20 protein-coding genes are annotated in these 19,913 nt (G+C 68.2%); 10 read left to right on the top strand and 10 right to left on the bottom strand.

What is annotated here, in order from left to right:
- Positions 1–388 precede the first annotated feature (388 nt).
- The 6 genes from sigE to AB0F41_RS26505 all read left to right on the top strand — a co-directional run bounded on the left by sigE (position 389) and on the right by AB0F41_RS26505 (position 5,321).
- Positions 389–1,036 (top strand): RNA polymerase sigma factor SigE, encoded by a 648-nt coding sequence (gene sigE / locus AB0F41_RS26530; RefSeq protein ID WP_357428360.1) that lies wholly within the window; start codon positions 389–391, stop codon positions 1,034–1,036.
- Positions 1,037–1,169: 133 nt separating this feature from the next.
- Positions 1,170–1,565, top strand: coding sequence for a hypothetical protein (locus AB0F41_RS26525; protein ID WP_357428358.1), 396 nt, complete (start codon positions 1,170–1,172; stop codon positions 1,563–1,565).
- Positions 1,566–1,575: 10 nt separating this feature from the next.
- On the top strand, positions 1,576–3,114 hold the full coding sequence (locus AB0F41_RS26520) for a trypsin-like peptidase domain-containing protein (RefSeq protein WP_357428356.1): 1,539 nt from the start codon (positions 1,576–1,578) through the stop codon (positions 3,112–3,114).
- A gap of 33 nt (positions 3,115–3,147) precedes the next feature.
- Positions 3,148–3,564, top strand: a complete 417-nt coding sequence (gene tatB, locus AB0F41_RS26515) for a Sec-independent protein translocase protein TatB (protein ID WP_357428354.1) — start codon at positions 3,148–3,150, stop codon at positions 3,562–3,564.
- A 51-nt stretch (positions 3,565–3,615) separates the two neighbouring features.
- Positions 3,616–4,476, top strand: coding sequence for a hypothetical protein (locus tag AB0F41_RS26510; protein WP_357428352.1), 861 nt, complete (start codon positions 3,616–3,618; stop codon positions 4,474–4,476).
- 194 nt (positions 4,477–4,670) lie between these two features.
- Positions 4,671–5,321, top strand: coding sequence for a hypothetical protein (locus tag AB0F41_RS26505; protein ID WP_357428350.1), 651 nt, complete (start codon positions 4,671–4,673; stop codon positions 5,319–5,321).
- A gap of 31 nt (positions 5,322–5,352) precedes the next feature.
- Here AB0F41_RS26505 and AB0F41_RS26500 read toward each other — a convergent pair whose 3' ends face one another.
- The 3 genes from AB0F41_RS26500 to AB0F41_RS26490 form a co-directional block, all read right to left on the bottom strand.
- Positions 5,353–6,291, bottom strand: coding sequence for a glucosyl-3-phosphoglycerate synthase (locus AB0F41_RS26500; RefSeq protein WP_357428348.1), 939 nt, complete (start codon positions 6,289–6,291; stop codon positions 5,353–5,355).
- Entirely contained in the window at positions 6,288–7,169 is an 882-nt protein-coding gene (gene folP / locus AB0F41_RS26495; protein ID WP_357428346.1) for a dihydropteroate synthase, read from the bottom strand. Before folP ends, AB0F41_RS26500 begins: the two co-directional genes overlap by 4 nt.
- Positions 7,170–7,247: 78 nt before the next feature.
- The gene (locus tag AB0F41_RS26490; RefSeq protein WP_357428345.1) at positions 7,248–7,844 is read right to left on the bottom strand and encodes a TetR family transcriptional regulator; all 597 of its coding nucleotides are present in this window, start codon (positions 7,842–7,844) and stop codon (positions 7,248–7,250) included.
- A 97-nt stretch (positions 7,845–7,941) separates the two neighbouring features.
- Between AB0F41_RS26490 and AB0F41_RS26485 the strand changes: the two genes are divergently transcribed.
- Positions 7,942–8,895, top strand: coding sequence for a zinc-binding dehydrogenase (locus tag AB0F41_RS26485; RefSeq protein ID WP_357428343.1), 954 nt, complete (start codon positions 7,942–7,944; stop codon positions 8,893–8,895).
- 13 nt (positions 8,896–8,908) lie between these two features.
- Here the strand turns inward: AB0F41_RS26485 and AB0F41_RS26480 are convergent, their stop codons facing one another.
- From AB0F41_RS26480 to dapE, 3 genes are read right to left on the bottom strand one after another with little or no spacing between them, the layout of a single operon-like run.
- The gene (locus AB0F41_RS26480) at positions 8,909–9,493 is read right to left on the bottom strand and encodes a TIGR00730 family Rossman fold protein (protein WP_357428341.1); all 585 of its coding nucleotides are present in this window, start codon (positions 9,491–9,493) and stop codon (positions 8,909–8,911) included.
- Positions 9,487–10,224: a TIGR00730 family Rossman fold protein gene (locus tag AB0F41_RS26475; RefSeq protein WP_357428394.1), complete on the bottom strand. Its 738-nt coding sequence runs from the start codon at positions 10,222–10,224 to the stop codon at positions 9,487–9,489. The genes AB0F41_RS26480 and AB0F41_RS26475 overlap by 7 nt, the downstream gene beginning before the upstream one ends.
- Positions 10,225–10,270: 46 nt before the next feature.
- A complete protein-coding gene (gene dapE / locus AB0F41_RS26470; protein WP_357428339.1) occupies positions 10,271–11,389 on the bottom strand; it encodes a succinyl-diaminopimelate desuccinylase in 1,119 nt (372 codons plus the stop codon).
- Between the two features lie 60 nt (positions 11,390–11,449).
- Between dapE and dapD the strand changes: the two genes are divergently transcribed.
- A complete protein-coding gene (gene dapD / locus AB0F41_RS26465; RefSeq protein ID WP_357428337.1) occupies positions 11,450–12,397 on the top strand; it encodes a 2,3,4,5-tetrahydropyridine-2,6-dicarboxylate N-succinyltransferase in 948 nt (315 codons plus the stop codon).
- Between the two features lie 157 nt (positions 12,398–12,554).
- Here the strand turns inward: dapD and AB0F41_RS26460 are convergent, their stop codons facing one another.
- Positions 12,555–13,973, bottom strand: a complete 1,419-nt coding sequence (locus tag AB0F41_RS26460; RefSeq protein WP_357428335.1) for an acyl-CoA synthetase — start codon at positions 13,971–13,973, stop codon at positions 12,555–12,557.
- Positions 13,974–14,280: 307 nt separating this feature from the next.
- On the opposite strand from AB0F41_RS26460, the gene AB0F41_RS26455 reads away from it, so the two are divergent.
- Positions 14,281–15,168 carry an oxygenase MpaB family protein gene (locus AB0F41_RS26455; RefSeq protein WP_357428333.1) on the top strand — a complete coding sequence of 296 codons (888 nt, stop codon included), beginning with the start codon at positions 14,281–14,283 and terminating at the stop codon, positions 15,166–15,168.
- A 32-nt stretch (positions 15,169–15,200) separates the two neighbouring features.
- Here AB0F41_RS26455 and AB0F41_RS26450 read toward each other — a convergent pair whose 3' ends face one another.
- A complete protein-coding gene (locus AB0F41_RS26450) occupies positions 15,201–15,845 on the bottom strand; it encodes a TetR/AcrR family transcriptional regulator (protein WP_357428331.1) in 645 nt (214 codons plus the stop codon).
- A gap of 142 nt (positions 15,846–15,987) precedes the next feature.
- Here AB0F41_RS26450 and AB0F41_RS26445 point away from each other — a divergent pair, with 142 nt between their 5' ends.
- Complete coding sequence (locus AB0F41_RS26445; protein ID WP_357428329.1) at positions 15,988–16,854, top strand: oxygenase MpaB family protein; 867 nt, start codon at positions 15,988–15,990, stop codon at positions 16,852–16,854.
- A gap of 7 nt (positions 16,855–16,861) precedes the next feature.
- Here the strand turns inward: AB0F41_RS26445 and AB0F41_RS26440 are convergent, their stop codons facing one another.
- Positions 16,862–17,812, bottom strand: a complete 951-nt coding sequence (locus AB0F41_RS26440; RefSeq protein WP_357428327.1) for a proline dehydrogenase family protein — start codon at positions 17,810–17,812, stop codon at positions 16,862–16,864.
- Between the two features lie 52 nt (positions 17,813–17,864).
- Positions 17,865–19,502: an L-glutamate gamma-semialdehyde dehydrogenase gene (gene pruA, locus AB0F41_RS26435; RefSeq protein WP_357428325.1), complete on the bottom strand. Its 1,638-nt coding sequence runs from the start codon at positions 19,500–19,502 to the stop codon at positions 17,865–17,867.
- Between the last annotated feature and the right edge of the window lie 411 nt (positions 19,503–19,913).

Below are 19,913 nucleotides of genomic sequence, written 5' to 3'. Positions count from 1 at the left end.
TCCACACCCCGGCCATATCGGCGCAAGGAAGAGTAAGGGTCACGCAAGACCAGCAGACCGGACGCGCAGAACGGGAACAACTGGGTGGTAAGCCGCCGTTGTAACCGGTAAAAGACGGCCCGATACCCGAGCCGTTCTATCGAGCCTACGCCTCGGTCCCGATCAGGAGGTCGTCACCATCCACATGGTCGATGCGGCACGCGAGTCCGCCACCTTGCCCGAGCTGCCCCGGGCCCGCCATACGGCAGCAGCAACCGGGTACCGCCTGCCCGGGCGGGAAGAATTCGGCCCCGGACCGTTTCCGGGACCCGATCTCGAGGTAGCCGCACACCATGACTCGGTGGCCAACGATCCCATTTCGCCGGACGCCCTGATGGAGGTGCCCGCTATGTCCAGTACCGATGACAGACCCGAGGTTTTCGATGCGACGGAGATCGTCGAGCCCGAGCTCGACGACGCCCTGACCGGGACCGCCGCCTTCGACGCCACCGGCGACCGCACGGTCATGCCCACCTGGGAGGAACTGGTCCGCGAGCACGCCGATCGCGTGTACCGGCTCGCCTACCGCCTCTCGGGTGACGCGCAGGATGCCGAGGATCTGACCCAGGAAACCTTCATCCGGGTGTTCCGCTCCCTGTCCAGCTATCAGCCCGGCACGTTCGAGGGCTGGCTGCACCGCATCACCACCAACCTCTTCCTGGACATGGTCCGCCGGCGCAGCCGGATCCGTATGGAGGCCCTGCCCGACGACTACGATCGGGTACCCGCCGACGGCCCCGGCCCCGAGCAGGTGTTCCACGACGCCCGCCTCGACCCCGACCTGCAGTCCGCCCTGGACTCGCTGGCTCCCGAGTTCCGCGCCGCGGTCGTGCTCTGCGATATCGAGGGCCTGTCGTATGAGGAGATCGGCGCGACCCTCGGTGTCAAACTGGGTACCGTTCGCAGCCGTATTCATCGCGGCCGGCAGGCACTGCGCGAGTATCTTGCGCATAATGGAGTGCAAGAACGTTTCGCCGCCGAGGCGAGCCTCGCATGAAGCATCAGGCGAGCCTCGCATGAAGCATGGTGCGAGCCTCGGATGAAGCGTCGAGGCGAACTTCGGGTGATCGGGCGACCATGACGCCGGATCCCGGCGGTCAGCGATGTCGGTTGGGAAGGATGGGCAGCGAATGAGTGACGACGCCAGATCTTCCGGTCGTCGTTCCCCGCAGTTCCACTCCACCGAGCATCTGGCGAGCGAGGCGGTCGCCGCCTATGTCGATGGCGAACTGCGAATGAATCCCTACCTGCGTGCGGCACAGCATCTTTCGGTATGCGCGGAATGCGCGGCCGAGGTGGAGGCCCAGCAGCAGGCACGGATCGCACTGCGCCGTGCCACTCAGATCTCGGTGCCGATCGGCCTGCACGACAGTTTGTCGCGAATTCCGCTCGCCGAACCACCAAGCGGCGCCCACTCCCGCAATTCGCCCGGAAATACGCGTAACGAGGCATTATTCGGTCCGGCGGGCCAGTCTTTTTCGTCGACCTTCGACAGCTTCCGGTGGTCGGTGTGGTGGCGCAAGTAGAGTTTGCCGCGTGAGTTCCGAATCGACGCACAATTCCCCGGCCGATACTCCTGATTCGGCGGACGAAAACGGCACGGCGAACGGCAACGGCACGCTGCGCCCGCCCGATGCCCCGGTGCTGGCACCGCGCCCGGTCTATCGACCCCATGTGGACTCACATACCGCGCATGCCTTCCGCCGGCCCTCCGGTCAGTCGGGATCGTTCTCGCCCCGGTCCGCGCGCACCGAGGCCTCCGGCCCGGTCGCGCCCAAGGGACCGCCGGAGGCGGTGCTCGCCGAGGCGTTCGGCCGTCCGCCCGGGTCCAGCGAAGTACTCCAGCGCGACCCCGAGGCCGTCCCCGAGAGTGGCCCGGTGGCCGGCCCCGCCGATCCCTGGCGCGATCCCGACGCGCAGGCCCGTCTCGGCGCACCCGCCCTGCATGCCCCCACCACCCAGGAACTTCCCGGCGCCGAACGCCTCTCCGCCCGCCAGGTGCTGTTCGGCTCGCGAGTCGCGCCCCGGGCACTGCTCGTACTGGCGGCGATCGCGCTGGCGATCGGACTGGTCGGCGGGCTGGTCGGGCGGCTGACCGCCGAAACCGCCTCCACCCTGACATCGCGCAAGGTCAGCCTGGAACAGACCGACAGCGACCAGCCGCACGGGCCGATCGCCCAGGTGGCCGACGCGGTGCTGCCGTCGGTGGTCTCGATCCGCACCACGGTCGGCGAGAACGGCGCCACCGGTTCGGGCGTGGTGATCGACGGCAACGGCTATATCGTCACCAACAACCATGTGATCTCGATGGCCGCGCAGGATCAGTCCGGCCGCGCCCGGATCCAGGTCACGTTCTCCGACGGGACCCGCGCCCCGGCGAACATCGTGGGCCGCGATCCCAAGAGCGATCTCGCCGTACTCAAGGTCGATGTGAAAAATCTCACGGTCGCGGAACTGGGTAAATCGGGCGACGTACAAGTCGGTGACGCGGTGCTGGCCATCGGTTCACCGCTCGGCCTGAGCAAAACCGTCACCTCCGGCATCGTCAGCGCGCTGCACCGGCCGGTGAAACTCGAGGGTGAGGGCAGCGATACCAAGGCCGTCATCGACGCCGTGCAGACCGACGCCTCGATCAATCCCGGTAATTCCGGTGGCGCGCTGGTGGATGCGGACGGCCGGGTGATCGGCATCAACACCGCGATCCGCAGTGAGAGCGGCGGCTCGGTCGGCCTCGGGTTCGCCATTCCGGTGGATCAGATGACCGAGGTCGCGCAGACCCTCATCCGGGACGGATCGATCCACCACCCGGTGATCGGAGTGAGCGCACGCCAGAAGACGGTCGCCAACGAGGTCATGAGTGGCGCCGAGGTGGCCGATGTACAGCCGGGCAGTCCCGCCGCGAATGCCGCGATCGTCGAAGGCGATGTGATCGTCCGCGTCGGCGACCGCGAGGTCACCAACCCGGACGAACTCGTTGTGGCGGTGCAGATGCACGAGATCGGCCAGACGGTGAATGTCCAGCTCATCCGGGAAGGACGGCAGGTGGACATTCCGGTCACCCTGGCGTCCGACTGATCCGTCGCGCGCGATGCCGGGTAACCTGGTGAGGTGTTCAGCAGTATCGGGTGGGGCGAGATGCTCGTGCTACTCGTCGCCGCCCTCGTCATCCTCGGCCCGGAACGTCTACCCGGCGCCGCGCGGTGGACTGCGCGCAGTCTGCGGCAGGTTCGTGATTACGCCACCGGCGCGACGTCACAATTGCGCTCCGAACTCGGCCCCGAATTCGAGGATCTGCGTAAACCGCTCGCCGATCTCCAGGAATTGCGTGGGATGTCTCCACGTTCGGTGGTGACCAAACACCTTCTGAACGGCGACGATTCCCTGTTCAAGGATCTGGACGGCGCATTGCCCGACAGCAAGAATGTTCTCGGCACACATAGCGGCATGCCAGATTACCCGCGACCTGCGTCACATAAACCCTTGGAACACAATGAACGTCCGCCGATCGATACCGACGCCACCTGAGCGTCAACCAGACTAGACACAGTTCAGCGACCTCCTGTCTAGACTTCGCACATGTCGGCCGATGACGTGGCGCGGATATTCGCGATCGAAGAAAAAGTCGAGCGACTCAAGGCCGCAACGGAGGGTGTCGCAGCGGCTCAGCAGACCATCAACGAGCTCACCCGGATTCGCCGTGCGGTGATCCGGGAGTTGCACGCCGAGGGATGGACTTTCGCACGAATCGGTGCGGCCGCGGGACTGTCCCGCGCCCGCATCCATCAGGTGAGCACACAGGGCCCGGCTCCGGAGGGACTGTTCTTCGGGCACGGGCCGCTCACCCTGCTGGTCCCGGATACCCGCGCGGGCAGGCTGATCGGGGCACCCGATCCGGCTGCCGCGCCCCGGCTGGCCGAGCAGTTGAAAGAGCTGGGCTTCGGGGTGACGATCGAACCGTTCGCGCCGGGACGCCCGGTGGACCTGCTACGTGACGGACTCATCGTGATCGGCGGTCCCGAACTCTCCCCCAGCCTGCGCCATCTCATCGCCGCCGACCCGCGCCTACGCCGGGCCGTCGCCCGGCCCGGCGACGGCCGCCGCGGTATCGAAGACCGCGCCGCCCGCCGGATCTACCGGCCGGCCAGCCCGGAACCGCACGATATCGCCTACCTGGCCCGGCTGCCCCGCCCGGACGGTCGTGGCTCCATCCTGGTGATCGACGGTCTGCACCCGCCCGGTTCGCTCGGCGCCGTGCGCCTGCTGGCCACCCGGCTCGCCACCCTGCACGAGCGCGCCGCGAACCGGCGGTTCTCGGTACTGGTCGGTGTCCGCTACGACCGCTCCACCGGTGAACCGGTGGACGCGGACCTACTCACCCCGGTGTACGTGCACGAACCGGTGGATTCCCGGTCGCACGTGGTACGGCAGCGCCGCTGAACTCCGCGACGGGCTTCCGGGTAAGTAAAAGTAATTCGGCGTACCACTACTACGCCGACACGCGCGTAAAACACCTATAGCGACACCGAATATTTCCTGATGCATTGCTACCCTGGCGATCGGTAGGCCGACGAGGCCGATATGCGGTGGCCTTCCGGAGATCGGCTCCGACAAGTCGATTCATGGAGGCGCGGGTGGATGCGTTGATTATCGTGGCGGTGATACTGGTCGCGGCCGGCGTGCTGGTTTCGATATTCGTCTGGTGGCGTCATCCGGGTTCCGGTAACAGCGAATACGTCACGGTCGCCGAATTACAGGCCCGCCTGGAACACGAACACGACGATTCCGGCGACACCGTGGACGAATCAGATGCGGGCCCGGCCGGGAAACGCCACGACGAGGCCGGAAAATCCGGGGCCGCTCCGGACGAGATCTCGACAGTCGCCCCGGCCTCGGGCGAATCGGAGAACGACCGCCCCGACACCGCTCCGGAAACTCCCGGCAAGAACGACTCCGGTCCGGCCGCCCGCGCCGGCGGGGAGAACCGCCAGACCACGGCGCCGGAGAGCACAACCGATACCTCCGCCCCCTCCGGGACTCCCGGCGCGGCCGAAACCACGGGCCGACCGGAATCCGCCCCCGGCTCCGACAACTCCGGGGCGGCCGGTCCGCTCGCGCCCTCTGCCGCTGCACCGGTCGCCGGTGCGGAGGCCACGTCGGAGCGGACGGAACCCGGGGATGCCGGGCCCGAAAGGCTCGGCGACGAGCCGGAGGACGCCGGTACCGGCACGGCGAAGAAGGTGTCGAAGCCCGCCGATCCGGAAGAACCCGGCCACGACGACTGACGCGAACGCCGGTGGTCGCGGCCGGGATTGTTCAGGCGGCCGCCACGTCCGGGCGGATCGTATTCATCGGCGGCCGGTCCAGCAGGTCCACCACCGTGCTGTGGGGGGAGAACTCTTCGCCGATCAACGGGAACTGGGTGAGCGCCGCACCCGAATCCGCGATACCGCTGCGGCCCAGCACCGTGCCCAGGATCTGCCGGCTCATCACGCCCAGATCGGCCAGCGGCCGGTTGCGATGGGTCCGCACCCCAAGGTTGACCTGGCCGATGGCACCGAGACCGAGCCGATCGTAGGTATCGAGCAGCAAACCGATCTCCACCCCGTAGCCCGGGGCGAACGGTACGGCCGTCAGGAGTTCGCGCGTGCCCGCGTATTCCCCGCCGAGCGGTTGCAGCACCGGGGTGAGACCCGGTCGCAGGGCGGCCAGCAGCGGGCGTGCCACCAGTTCGGTGACCCGGCCGCCGCCGTGCGCGTCCACCCCGCCGCCGTGGAGCAGCGGCCGCCGGTAGTACGCCTTCACCAGATGCAGATCCGGCGTGGTGAGCAGCGGACCCAGCAGTTTCGGCACGAACGCCGGATCCGGATCGATCAGATCGGAGTCGACGAAGGCCACCAGGTCACCACTGGTCACCGCGAGCGAACGCCACAGCACCTCGCCCTTACCCGGTGCCGGCTCCAGCTCGGGTACGGCCTGTTCCCGGGTGATGACCTCGGCCCCGGCCGCGCGGGCGCGTTCGGCGGTCGAATCGGTGGATCCGGAATCCAGTACGACGAGTTCATCCACCAGGGTGCCGAGCAGCGGCCGGATACTGGCCACCACCTCGGCGACGGTTCTCTCCTCGTTCAATGCGGGCAGCACCACCGATACGGTGCGGCCGGCCTTGGCGGCGACCAGATCGGCCACCGGCCATTCAGGGGCGTCCCACGTGTTGGTGGACGCCCACCCGGGCTCGTGGTGTGAGAGTTTCATACGAGACCTCGCAGAGTTCGTACTGGGGGCCGGACCCCCTGGATCGCGGCGATCATGTCGACAACACGCCTGGTCGCGGCGACCTCGTGCACACGGAAAACCCGGGCACCCACCGCGGCCGACCACGCTGTTGCTGCCAATGTGCCCTCCAGCCGTTCGGAAAGTCCGGCACCTAATGTCTCTCCGATGAAATCCTTGTTGCTCAGCGCCATCAAGACCGGCCACCCGCTTTTTACAAGAACGTCCGCTGCCCGCAACAGTGCGAGCCCGTGATAGGTGTTTTTCCCGAAATCATGGGTCGGATCTATGAGGATGGAATCCCTGGCCACACCGGCCACCGCGGCCGCTTCGGCCGCACCGACCACCGTTTCTGTGACCTCGGCCACCACATCGTCGTAACGGACCCGGTGCGGACGGGTCCGCGGCACGGCGCCCCCGGTATGACTGCATACGATTCCCGCACGGGTCTCCGCCGCCACCGCCACGAGTTCCGGATCGGCGCCCGCCCAGGTGTCGTTGATCAGATCCGCACCCTCGGCCACGGCCGCGCGCGCGACCTCCGACCGCCAGGTGTCGACGCTGATCAACAGGTCGGGGTAGGCCTCCCGGATGGCGGCCACGAACGGCACCACCCGCCGCGATTCCTCCACCGCGTCCACCAGCTCCCCCGGCCCCGCCTTCACACCGCCGATATCGACCAGATCGGCCCCCTCGGCGACCGCCCGGTCCACCGCGGCCATCGCGGCGGTGTCACCGAAGGTGGCGCCGCGGTCGTAGAAGGAATCCGGAGTGCGATTCACGATCGCCATGACCAGAGCGCGATCGGTCGCCACTGTCCGGCCGCACAACGTCGGTGCCGGGCGGACGGGTTCGAACATGTGTCGAGCTTAATAGCGCAGCGGCACCCTCGGGGTCCAGGGTCGCGGTCGGCCGCTCGGGACGAAGTCACCACGGAGCTAGATTTCGAGCCGGAGACTGCTCTCCATCGTGGCGAACGTCCGCCGTACACACCCCGGCAGTTCTTCGGCGGCCGGGGTGGGGAGCCATTCGTCGAGTGCGCAGCGCCAGGTGGCCACGCAGAACTCCAGGAGCAGGCGCAGTTCGAGGCCATCCGGGTCGCCGAGCCGGCGGGCGACCTCGGTCTGGACCTCCGCGCAGTGCCGGAGCGAATGCGCGGTGAGCGACGGGGATCGCTCGATCAGGGCGAGGGTTGCGGCGAACCGGCCGAACCATTCCGGATCCATCCGGCCGATCGTTTCCAGCATCGCGTCGCGGAAGATCGTCGCCACCGGGCCGGATCTGCCGGTCTCGTCCAGGACGATCAGGGCGGCGCTCCACAGCTCGTGGACCGCGGTGAGCGCGACGTCTTCCTTGGAACGGAAATTGCGGAAGAAGGTCCGCCGTGAGACCTCTACTTCCGCCAAGAGCACATCGAGTGGGGTGTCCTCGAAACCGCGCTCCCCGAACAGCGCGACAGCTGTCTGCGCCAGTGCGTCCCGGGTGCGAATCTTCTTGCGTTCGCGCAGCGTGCGGGGCTGCTCCGTGCTGGTCATCGATACCAGTGTAGCGGTCCGCCATCAATGCGCTTATGCTCGATTTCGGCAATTGCCACACTGTGGCACTTTGAAGAATCTCCGAAGGGAAACCCCTGTGCGCGCGATCGTCGTCGACCACACCGCAACGGCACACCTGGCTCTGGCCGACGTGCCCGACCCCGTCCCGGGCCCCGGCGAAGCCCTGATCCGGGTAGCGGCGGTATCCCTGAACTATGGCGAGCTGGCCCATATCGGCGATGCATCCGTCCCGTCCGGCACCCGGATCGGCTGGGATGCGGCCGGTGTGGTGATCCGGGCCGCGGCCGACGGGTCCGGCCCGGCCGAGGGCACACCGGTGGTCACGCTGGGAGAAAACGGCTGGGGCGAACTGCGCGCGGTACCGACACCGCTGCTGGGCGTCGCGCCACCCACCGCGGACCCGGGCGCGCTCAGCACGATTCCGGTGGCCGGGTTGAGCGCGCTACGGGTTCTCCGCGGATTCGGACCGCTACTGGGCCGCCGGGTGATGATCACCGGAGCCTCCGGCGGGGTCGGCCGCTACGCGGTCCAGCTGGCGGCCCGCGCCGGTGCGGAGGTCGTGGCCGTCACCGGTGATGCCGCCCGGGACGGCGAACTGCGAGCGCTGGGCGCGGACCGGGTGATCACCCATCCGGCGCAGGTCGGCGACCCGGTGCACGCGGTGCTCGATTCGGTCGGCGGTCCCATGATGGTGGACTCCTTCGCGAGGCTGGCGGCCGGCGGCACCCTGGTGAGCGTCGGCCGCTCCGCCGGCGCCGACGCGACCTTCCCGCCCGAGGCCTTCCTGGCCACCGAAGGCCGCCACGACCGGTCCTTGCGCACCTTCTTCCTCCTCGCGGACCCCGCCGCGGACTACTCCGCCGATCTGACCTGGCTGGCGGCCGAGATCACGGCCGGCCGGCTCGATCCCGGTATCAGCTGGCGCGGACACTGGACCCGCTTCGCCGAGGCCGCGGCGGCCCTGCTCGACCGGCGACTGCACGGTAAGGCGGTCCTGGACCTCGGCCCGGAACCCCGGCCGGTCCGCTGAACGGCCGGACGGCTCACCGCCCGGCGCCGGTCTCCGGGCGGTTCGCGAAACCGGGATCCAACGCATCGAAGGCCGCGGTCAGATCGGCGGTGAGGGTGATGCGGTCGAGGGCCGCCTGCGGGACGAATCCGTGTTCGCGCAGCCCCGCGAGCCAGGTGAACAGGCCCGTGTAGTGGCCGACGGGGTCCAGGATCGCCATCGGTTTGGCGTGCTGGCCCAGATGACCGCCGGTCCACGCCTCGAAGAACTCCTCCAGGGTGCCGATCCCGCCCGGCAGGGTGAGAAAGGCGTCGGCCCGGTCCTCCATCACCTGCTTGCGCTGCCGCATGGTGTCGGTGACGATCAGCTCGTCGGAATCCACATCGGCGACCTCACGGTGCACCAGATGTTTCGGAATCACACCGACGGTATGCGCCCCGCCCGCCCGGGCGGCGGTCGCGAGAGCGCCCATCATCGATACGTTGCCGCCGCCGGACACCAGCTGCCAGCCACGCCGGCCCACCTCGGCGCCGACCCGGGCCGCCAGATCCAGATACGCCGGATCGGAGGTACCGGCCGAGCAGTACACACACAACGCGAACGGACGCGGGGTCACCATTCGTCCTCCGTCCCGACCTTCTCGATCGCCGCCTTGGCCGGTTGCGACCCCTCGACGATCCGCACCACTTCGGCGATATCGTCGGTGACGTGCAGCAGGTCGATATCACCGGGTGAGATCCGGCTGTCGGCCGCCAGCGAATTCCGTATCCACTCCACCAGCGGCGCCCAATACCGCGAACCGAACAGGATGATCGGAAACCGGGTGATCTTGCGGGTCTGCACCAGCGTGAGCGCCTCGAACAGTTCGTCGAGGGTGCCGTACCCGCCGGGCAGGCAGACGAATGCCTGCGAATACTTCACGAACATGGTCTTGCGTACGAAGAAGTAGCGGAAGTTGATCCCGAGATCGACCCAGTCGTTGAGGCTCTGCTCGAACGGCAACTCGATCCCCAACCCGATCGAATAGCCGCCCGCCTCGGAGGCTCCGCGATTGGCGGCCTCCATTACGCCCGGACCGCCCCCGGTGATCACGGCGAACCCGGCGCTCGCCAGTGCGGCTCCCAACTCCCGCGCGGCCGCGTACTCCGGATGATCGACAGCGGTACGGGCCGAACCGAATACGCTCACCGCCCGGGGAACCTCCGCCAGCGCGCCGAAACCCTCCACGAACTCCGCCTGGATCCGCAACACCCGCCACGGATCGGTATGCACCCATTCGCTGTCCTCCCGCTGATCCAGCAGATGCTGATCGGCGGTGCTGCCCCGCGGGGTCCGATCCCGGCGGAACATGATCGGCCCGCGGAACCGGGTCTTGGGTTTTCCGGCCATCCCGGGTTCAGCGGAGTCGGTCGACATCGGAAGAGTCCTTCGTGAGGTAGGCGCGCAGCATATCGGTGACGGCGGTGATCTGGGTGAGGGGGACGTGCTCGTCGCGTTTGTGGGCGAGGTTCGGATCGCCGGGGCCGAAGTTCACCGCGGGGATGCCGCGGGCCGCGAAGCGGGAGACGTCGGTCCAGCCGTATTTCGCCCGGACGCCCGCCGACCCGTGCGCCTGTACCGCGTCGACCAGTCCGCGGGCGGCGGGGGCGGTGAGTCCGGGTAGGGCACCTGCCGCGGAGTCGGTGATCTCGAAACCGAGGTCGAGACCGGCGACGACCTCGCGTACATGCTCGACGGCCTGATCGACCGATCGATCGGGCGCGAACCGGAAGTTCACCTCGACCTCGGCGGCGTCGGGGACCACGTTGCCCGAGACTCCGCCGCCGACCCGGACGGCCGAGAGCCCTTCCCGGTAGCGGCATCCGTCGATATCCACTTCCCGGGCCCGGTACTCCGACAGCCGGTTCAGCAGGGGCGCGAGCCGGTGGATCGCATTGTCACCGAGCCAGGCCCGGGCGGAATGCGCGCGGACCCCGGTTGTGCTCAACCGGACCCGGAGCGTGCCCTGGCAGCCGGCTTCGATCCAGCCGCCCGAGGGCTCACCGAGGATCGCGAGATCGGCGTCGAGCCATTCGGGCAGTTCGCGTTCGATGACGTTCAGGCCGTTGAACTCGGCGGCGATCTCCTCGCAGTCGTAGAAGATCAGCGTCAGGTCGTGGGCGGGGTCCGCGATGGTCGCGGCCAGGTGCAGGAAGACCGCGTCCCCGGATTTCATATCGACCGATCCGCACCCGTACAGCACCTCGGCGCCGTTCTCGGTGGCGAACCGGCCCGGCACATTGTCGGCGATCGGCACGGTATCGAGGTGACCGGCCAGGACGACCCGGGTGGGCAGTCCGCGATCGGTACGCGCGAGAACCACGTTGCCGTGCCGCATGACCTCGAAACCGCTGGTCTGGGTGCGCAGCGCGGTTTCCACGGCGGCGGTGACCGCGTCCTCGTCCCGGGAGACGCTCGGGATGTCGACGAGGGCTGCGGTGAGGGCGATGGGGTCGGCGCGCAGGTCGAGGGTCACGGCATACGAGCCTAGAGGTGGCCACCATCCCGGGGCCGTTGGTGGGTAGGCTTGCTGTCCGTGAGCATTCAGGGAGCAACCGCTATCGGCATCGCCACTGTGACCGCGGACGGAACCGTTCTGGATACCTGGTTTCCCGCCCCCGAGCTGGGCGATCCCGGCAGCACCGGTACCGAGCGGCTCGACGCGGCGCCCCCCGAACTCGCCGAACTGGTCGGCCCGGACAGCGCGCGCGGTGTCGACGTCATCGCGGTACGCACCTCCATCGCCGATCTCTCCGCCGCTCCCGTCGACGCCCACGACGTCTACCTGCGGCTGCATCTGCTGTCGCATCGCCTGGTGCGCCCGCACACGGTGAGCCTGGAGGGACAGTTCGCGCTGCTGGCCAATGTCGTATGGACCAATCACGGCCCCGCCGCGGTGGAAGGCTTCGAGATCACCCGCGCCAAACTGCGCGCCCGCGGTCAGGTCACCGTGTACAGCGTGGACAAGTTCCCGCGCATGGTCGACTACGTGGTCCCGGCCGGTGTCCGCATCGGCGACGCCGACCGGGTGCGCCTGGGCGCGCATCTGGCGGCCGGCACCACCGTGATGCACGAGGGGTTCGTGAACTTCAATGCCGGCACCCTCGGCACCTCCATGGTCGAGGGCCGTATCTCGGCCGGCGTGGTGGTCGGCGACGGCTCCGATGTCGGCGGCGGCGCCTCCACCATGGGCACCCTGTCCGGTGGCGGCACCACGGTCATCTCGATTGGTGAGCGGTCGCTGCTGGGCGCGAATTCGGGTCTGGGTATTCCGCTGGGCGACGACTGCGTGCTCGAGGCCGGCCTGTATCTCACCGCGGGCACCAAGGTGACCACCCCAGACGGCACCGTGGTCAAGGCGGCCGAGCTGAGCGGTACGAACAACCTGCTGTTCCGCCGGAATTCGCGGACGGGAGCAGTGGAGGTCGTGCCGCGCGCGGGCACCGGCATCGAGCTCAACGAGGCACTGCACGCCCACAACTGATCACCGCCGTCCGGACGGGCGGTACCTCCCAGGGCCCGATACCAGGGTCGGGGACCGCCCGGTTCTGGAGCGACCAGAGGGAGGGAGCGCAGCGACCGACCGGCGGGAGTGAAGAACCGGGATGCAGGGCCCCGACCCCGCGGCGCCGCAGGCGCCGCTAATGTAACTGCTTCTTCTGCACCTTGCCCATCGCATTACGCGGCAGTGCGGGCACAAAGCGGATCTCCCGGGGTCGCTTGTGTGCCGAAAGCTGCGCGGCCACATGGTCGATCAGTTCGGTCTCGGTGGGCGCCGGATCGCGTGGCACCACGAACGCCACGATCCGCTGCCCGAGGTCGGCATCGTCGAGACCGACCACGGCCACCTCCGCGACGCCGGGATGACCCAGCAGCGTCGTCTCCACCTCGCCCGCGCCCACCCGGTACCCCCCGGATTTGATGAGGTCCACCGATTCGCGTCCGACGATCCGGTGGAAGCCGCCTTCGTCGATCGCCGCGACATCCCCCGTGCGGAACCAGCCGTCCTCGGTCCAGCACTGCGCGGTCGCCTCGGGCCGGCCGAAATAACCGTCGAACAGCATCGGCCCGCGGACCTGGAGGCCGCCGATACTCGACCCGTCGTGCGGGACCGGCTGCCCGGATTCGTCGCACAGCCGCGTCTGCACCCCGCGCACCGGAACACCCACCCAGCCCGGCCGCCGCTCCCCGTCGGCCCGCGCGGAGAGGGTGATCATGGTTTCACTCATGCCGTACCGCTCGACCGGCGCGTGCCCGGTGAGTTCCGCGAGCCGCTCGAAGACCGGAGCGGGCAACGGCGCGCTGCCCGAGATCAGCAACCTGGCCGCGCTCAGCTGTTTCGCCGCGTCCGGGTCCTCGGTGATCCGGGTCCAGACGGTGGGAACACCGAAGTACATGGTGCCCGCGGCGGCGGCGTAGTTCGCCGGGGTCGGTTTGCCGGTGTGCACGAGCGGACTACCGACCCGCAGCGGGCCGAGCAGACCCAGGATGAGCCCGTGCACATGGAACAGCGGCAGTCCGTGCACCAGTACATCGGCGGCAGTCCACGACCACGCCTCGGCGAGCGCGTCCAGACCGGCGGCGATCGCACCCCGGCTCAGCACCACACCTTTGGGCAGCCCGGTGGTCCCGGAGGTGTAGAGCACGAAGGCCGGCGCGGTGGGGTCGGGTTCCGGGTAGGTGTGCCAGGACCGGGCATGCTGCCGGACGGGCACCACGGGCAGTCCGGTACCTTCCGGCGCCTCACCCAGCCAGGCCTGGACCCCGGAATCGGTCAGCATATGGTCCAGTTCGGCGGCGCCGGAGTCGGGCGGTACCGGTACCACCGTCACCCCGGCGATCAGGCAGCCGACCACGGCGAGCACCGTGGGCACCGTGGGCCGGGCCAGCACCGCGACCCGTTCCGCCCGCGCGACCCGTTCGGCCACGGACGTGGCCGCGCCGAGTAGATCGCTGCGCGACAGCGTCACACCGTCGACGGTCACCGCGTCCGGGATATCGGCTCCCGCGGCGACGGCGAGGGGGTCCAGGGAACTGAGCAGGCGCGGGCCGAGGGACATGGGCCCAAAGTACTGGGCCCGCCGAAGCCCGCGGCAGGTACCCGCCCGGTGAATTCGCCAGTGTGCGCCCGGCGGGGCACCTCGGCGAACCTCGGCTCGGGCCCCGCCGAACCGCTCGACTCCGGCAGCCCGGGGATCCACCCGGATCCCGGAATTCCCATATGCCATCGGAAATGCGAAACGCATCCGCACCACTTTTCGGTCATAATTCGTGAAATGGGATTTCTCTGTCGAGACTTGACACATTTGCGCCGCGGCGAGAAGGTGAACCGAAAGATTTCTCACACCCTCGGAAACGGCGCCCCGCATGACCAGCTCTCCCAGCGAAGAGCCGATATCCCCCGATTCCACCGGCAATCCGCTCCTTTCCGCCGGTCGGCAGGGAGACGATCAATTCGATTTCCGCCCGTATATCGACGGTGCGGCGGTACTCGGCGCCGCCGCCAATGTGATCATGCAACTCGCCGTCCCCGGTGTGGGTTATGGAGTTCTGGAAAGCCCCGTGGACAGCGGGAAGCTCACGGTGCACCCGGTGAAACGCACCCGGACCACGCTCACCTACCTGGCCGTCGCACTGCTCGGCAGCCCGGACGAGCGCACGGCCTACCGCACAGCGGTGGACACCTCGCATCGTCAGGTGCGCTCCACCGCGCAGAGTCCCGTCAAGTACAACGCCTTCGACCGGAACCTGCAGCTCTGGGTGGCCGCCTGCCTGTACTGGGGTGCCCGCGACCTGCGGGATCGGATGGGCGGACGACCCGAGCCCGAGCTGGAGGAGGTCATCTACCGGCATTCGGCCCGGCTGGGCACCACACTGCAGGTACCGGCGGATATGTGGCCGGCCGATATGGCGGCGTTCGATCGATACTGGGCCGAGAACCTGGCCCGGACCCGTATCGATCCGCCGGTCCGCGAGATGCTGGACGAGATCGTCGACCTGCGGATGTTCCCGCGGCCGGTGCAATGGCTCGGCGCGCGGTTCAACCGGTGGGTCACCGCCGGGCTGTTACCGCCGCATCTGCGCGACGAAATGGGTATGCGCTGGTCGGCTCGTGACGAGCGGCGGTTCGACCGGATGCTGCGCGCGCTCGGCCGCATATGGGCGGTACTGCCGGTGCCGGTGCGTAATTTCCCGATCAACGCGTATCTGTTCGATTTCCGCATGCGCCGCAAATTCGGCCTGAAACTCGTCTGACCGAGATATGCGAAAACAGTTCGATTCGGAATTCAGGATTCGGTGACCGTGCCCGGCACCCGGAACGAGACCACGACATGATCGCGCGCGTAGCGGCGCAGCGCCGTATCGTCGCCCAGCGGAATCACCGTCTGCGGGGTGAGGGCCAGCGAGAGCGAGGTCCGCGCGATCATCTCGGCCACCGGCAGCGGATCGTAGGCCGGCAGTTTGCCTTCGTCCTGCAACCGGGTGATGAACTCGGCGAGATAGTCGCGGCCCAGCTCGATCACCGGGGCGCCCTGGGTCGTCAGATAGGGCAGCACGATCTCGGGTTCGGTGTTCAGCAGCCGGTCCAGCAGTTCGTTACCGCGCAATCCGTCGAGGAACGCGACGAACAGCTCGACGATCTGGTCTTCGGCGCCGGCGTCTCGTTCGACCTGCCGCTGGACCGCCGCATCGACACTCTCGATGAACTCCCGGGTCTGCAGCAGCCCCACGGCCTGGATCAGATCGGATTTACTGGAAAACCGCCGGTACAGTGTGGCAAGGGAGAGCCCGCCACGCCGGGCGACCTCCACCATGCTGGTGCGTTTGATCCCGAAATCGAGAAACGCCTGCAATGCCGCGGCCAGCACCGATTGATCCTGATCGCGTCTCGGCGATCGGACCAGCGGCAACAATTGAGCCAGCGCACCCATCTCGGCACCTTTCCGTGCTCGCCGATGCGGCGACGTAATAAGCAACGACGTAATAAGCATCGCACAGTGACCGCACCGGTTGACGCGGCTTCGAGAGAATGAGATGGTTATCATATAACCTTCTCATTGAAAGAGGTCACCGATGACCGCTCCCTGGCCGGCGTCTCAGAGCGAACCCGAACCGCAGTCCCTGTACGCCCCGGATTTCGATATCGAGGACCACATCGTCGGCATCACCGCCTTCCTCGGCGGCACCGCCAACGTGATCATGCAGCTGGGTTTGCGGCCGGTCGCCTACGGCGTCATGGAGAGCGACGTCAAAAGCGGCAATGTGATGGTGCATCCGTTCAAGCGGCTGCGCACCACCCTCACCTATCTGTCCGTGGCGATGCTCGGCAGCGACGAGGAACGCAACGCCTACCGGCTCGCCGTCAACACCTCCCACCGCCATATCCGCACCAAACCCACCAGCCCGGTCAAGTACAACGCCTTCGACCCCAAGCTGCAGGTGTGGGTGGCGGCCTGCCTCTACTTCGGTTTCGTGGACCTGCTCGAGAAGGTGCAGGGCCCGATGGACGACGCGACCGCCGACACGTTCTACGCGCACAGCATCCGGCTCGGTACCACCCTGCAGGTGCGCCCCGAGATGTGGCCGCCCAACCGGGCCGCGTTCTGGCAGTACTGGGAAGACAACCTGGACAACCTGGAAATCGACGAGACCACCCGCGCCTACTTCAACGACCTCATCGATCTGAAGATGCTGCCGCTTCCGGTGCGGCTGCTCTCCGCGAAGTTCCACCGCTTCGTCGTCTCCGGCTGCCTGCCCCCGCAGATCCGCGAGAAGATGCACATGAACTGGACCGAGGGCAATCAGCGCTGGTTCGACCGCACGATGAAGTTCGTGGGCCTGCTGCTGAAACTCCAGCCGCGCGCCATGCGCCAGTTCCCGATGAACTACTACCTGTGGGATATGCGCCGCCGCATGCGCAAGGGCAAACCGCTGGTCTAGCGCCGGTTCAGCGGCCGGCCACGGCCCGGAGGAAAAAGGCCAGGTTCGCGGGACGCTCCGCCAGCCGCCGCATGAGATAGCCGTACCACTGCCCGCCGTAGGGCACGTACACCCGCACGAAATCGCCCCGGCCGGCCAAACGGAGCTGCTCATCGGCGCGAATGCCGTAGAGCATCTGGTATTCCATCTCGCCGGGACGCCGGGCGGTCTGTGTCACCAGATCGGCAGCGGCGGCCAGCAGGCCGGGATCGTGGGAGGCCACCAGCGGCCGGGCGTCACCCCGCATCAGCACCCGCAGGCAGCGAAGGTAGGCCCGATCCACCTCCGCACGAGGCTGATAGGCGACCGTATCCGGTTCCCGGTAGGCGCCCTTGCACAACCGCACCCGCGCACCCACCTCGGCGAGTTCGCGGCAATCGTCCTCGCTGCGATACAGGTAGGCCTGGACAACCGTCCCCAGCCACCAGAAATCGGGCCGGACCTCGCGGATCGCCGCGAGTGTCCGCGCCGTGGTGGTGTGATCCTCCGCGTCCACCGTCACCCAGACCCCGGCCTCGGCGGCCTTGGTGCACAACACCCGCAGATTCTCGGTCGCGATCGCCGGCCCGTCGGATCCCAGCGCCTGGCCCAGCGCCGACAGTTTCACCGACACCTCGAGTGGCGCCGCGCCCCGCGGTACCGCCGAGGTGTCCAACGCGGCCAAATCGTTGATCAACGCCAGGTATTCGGCGACCGCGGCATCGGCCCGCGACCGGTCGGTGGTGTTCTCGCCCAGGAAATCGACGCTCACCGCCCGGCCACTCGCCAGCAGCTCCCGGACCGCGGCAACCAGTTCCGCCCTGCTCTCCCCCGGTACGAAACGACGCACCAGCGCAGCCGCCGCCGGGCTCGAGGTGAGCAGCCGTTTCACCCGCTCGGAGCCCGCGGCCGCGAGGATCGCGGGGCGCAGCGGGTTCACCGCGCACCCGCGACGGCAGCCACCCGCCCGGCCATGACCCCGCGTAGGGAACTCATTCCCGCTCCATATGCGGATAGCGGTGGTCGGTATGCGGGACGAAGGTTTCCTTCAGCGCGCGGGGCGCCACCCAGCGCAGCAGATTCAGCGGGGACCCGGCCTTGTCGTCGGTCCCCGACGCCCGGGCGCCGCCGAACGGCTGCTGACCCACCACCGCCCCGGTGGGTTTGTCGTTGACGTAGAAATTCCCGGCGGCGAACCGCAACCGCGCCGACGCCTCCTCCACCGCGTGCCGGTCCTGGGCGAACACGGCACCGGTCAACGCGTACGGCGCGGCCGACTCCACCTCCGCCAGGATCGACCGGAAAGCCCCCGGTTCGGCATCGTCGTAGACGTGCACCGACAGGATCGGCCCGAAATACTCGGTGGCGAACGATTCATCGCGCGGATCCTCGGCCAGCAGCACGGTCGGGCGGACGAACCAGCCCTCGCTGTCGTCGTAGTCGCCACCCACCGGCACGGTCACGCCCGCCGACCGGGCCCGCTCGATCGCCCGGACACTCTTGTCGTAGGCACGGCGGTCGATCACCGCACCCCCGAAATTCGACAGATCCGCGATATCGCCGTAGCTCAGCTTCTCGGTGATCCCCAGGAAATCATCACCCATCTCCCGCCACACCGAACGCGGAATATAGGCGCGCGACGCCGCCGAACATTTCTGACCCTGATACTCGTACGCGCCGCGGATCAGGGCCGTCCGCAACGCCACCGGGTCCGCCGACGGATGCGCGACGATGAAATCCTTACCGCCGGTCTCGCCGACCAGCCGTGGGTACCCGCGGTACCGGCCGATATTGGCCCCCACCTGCCCCCAGAGATACTGGAACGTGGCAGTGGAACCCGTGAAATGGATACCCGCCAGCCGCGGATCGGCCAGCGCGACCTCCGACAGCTCCCGCCCGTCGCCGGTGACCATATTGATCACCCCCGGCGGCAGCCCCGCGGCCTCCAGCAACCGCATCGTGTAATAGGCGGCCAGGGTCTGGGTGGGCGCGGGCTTCCACACCACGGTATTGCCCATCAGCGCCGGCGCCGTCGGCAGATTGCCGGCGATCGCCGTGAAATTGAACGGGGTGATCGCGTAGACGAACCCCTCCAGCGGGCGGTGGTCGAGCCGGTTCCACACCCCCGGCCCCGATTCCGGCTGCTGAGCGAGAATGCCCCGCGCGAACGACACATTGAACCGCCAGAAATCGACCAGCTCACACGGCGCGTCGATCTCCGCCTGCGCCACCGATTTCGACTGCCCCAGCATGGTGGCCGCGGCCACCGTCTCCCGCCACGGCCCCGACAACAGATCGGCGGCGCGCAACAACACCGCCGCCCGTTCGTCGAACGGCAACGCCCGCCACCCCGGCGCGGCAGCGGAAGCGGCCTCGATGGCCGCGGCGGCTTCGGTATGAGTGGTGTCGGTATAGGTCCCGAGCACCTGCCGGTGCCGATGCGGTGCGACGATCTCGCGGCGCTCCCCGATACCCGGACGGTGTTTACCGTCGATCACCAGCGGGATATCGACGGAATCGCCCGAAAGATCGGCCAGCCTGCCGAGCAGCCGCTCACGTTCGGGGCTACCCGGCGCGTAGGTGTGCACCGGCTCATTGGCGGGGGTCGGGACAACTGTGACAGCGTCCATACCCCAGGCTAGCGCAGTGTTTATTCGGCGCGCCTTCGGCGCGCGGGGTGGGGCTGTAATTTTGGAGGCGCTCCGCGCCTCGAGGGTGGGGCCCTGTTAACCCGGTTCTTCACTCCCGCCGGTCGGTCGCTGAGCTCCCTCCCTCTGGTCGCTCCAGAACCGGGCGGGCCCCACCCAGGACGGATAGCGACCATCCGGATAAAGACGTGAGATCCCCGCGAACGCGGCCCCGCACTACGCAGCCCACGGGGCCCGCTACCAGCGTCACCACCCGGTTCCGATCCGGACCGGGCGCATCCACAGAATGGGCCACTCCCTCGGTGCCGAGTTCAGCGAGGCCCACAAAGGGTTCGGCCCGCGTCTGCTGTCAGCCCTCGAAGCGCATGTGGCGAAGCCACGAGTCTCGAGGGC

It is taken from the genome of Nocardia sp. NPDC024068, from assembly GCF_040638875.1.
In the GTDB taxonomy this organism is placed as follows: domain Bacteria; phylum Actinomycetota; class Actinomycetes; order Mycobacteriales; family Mycobacteriaceae; genus Nocardia.
The sequence above is the reverse complement of the archived record's forward strand: the minus strand, read 5'-3'. Positions and strand labels throughout refer to the sequence as shown.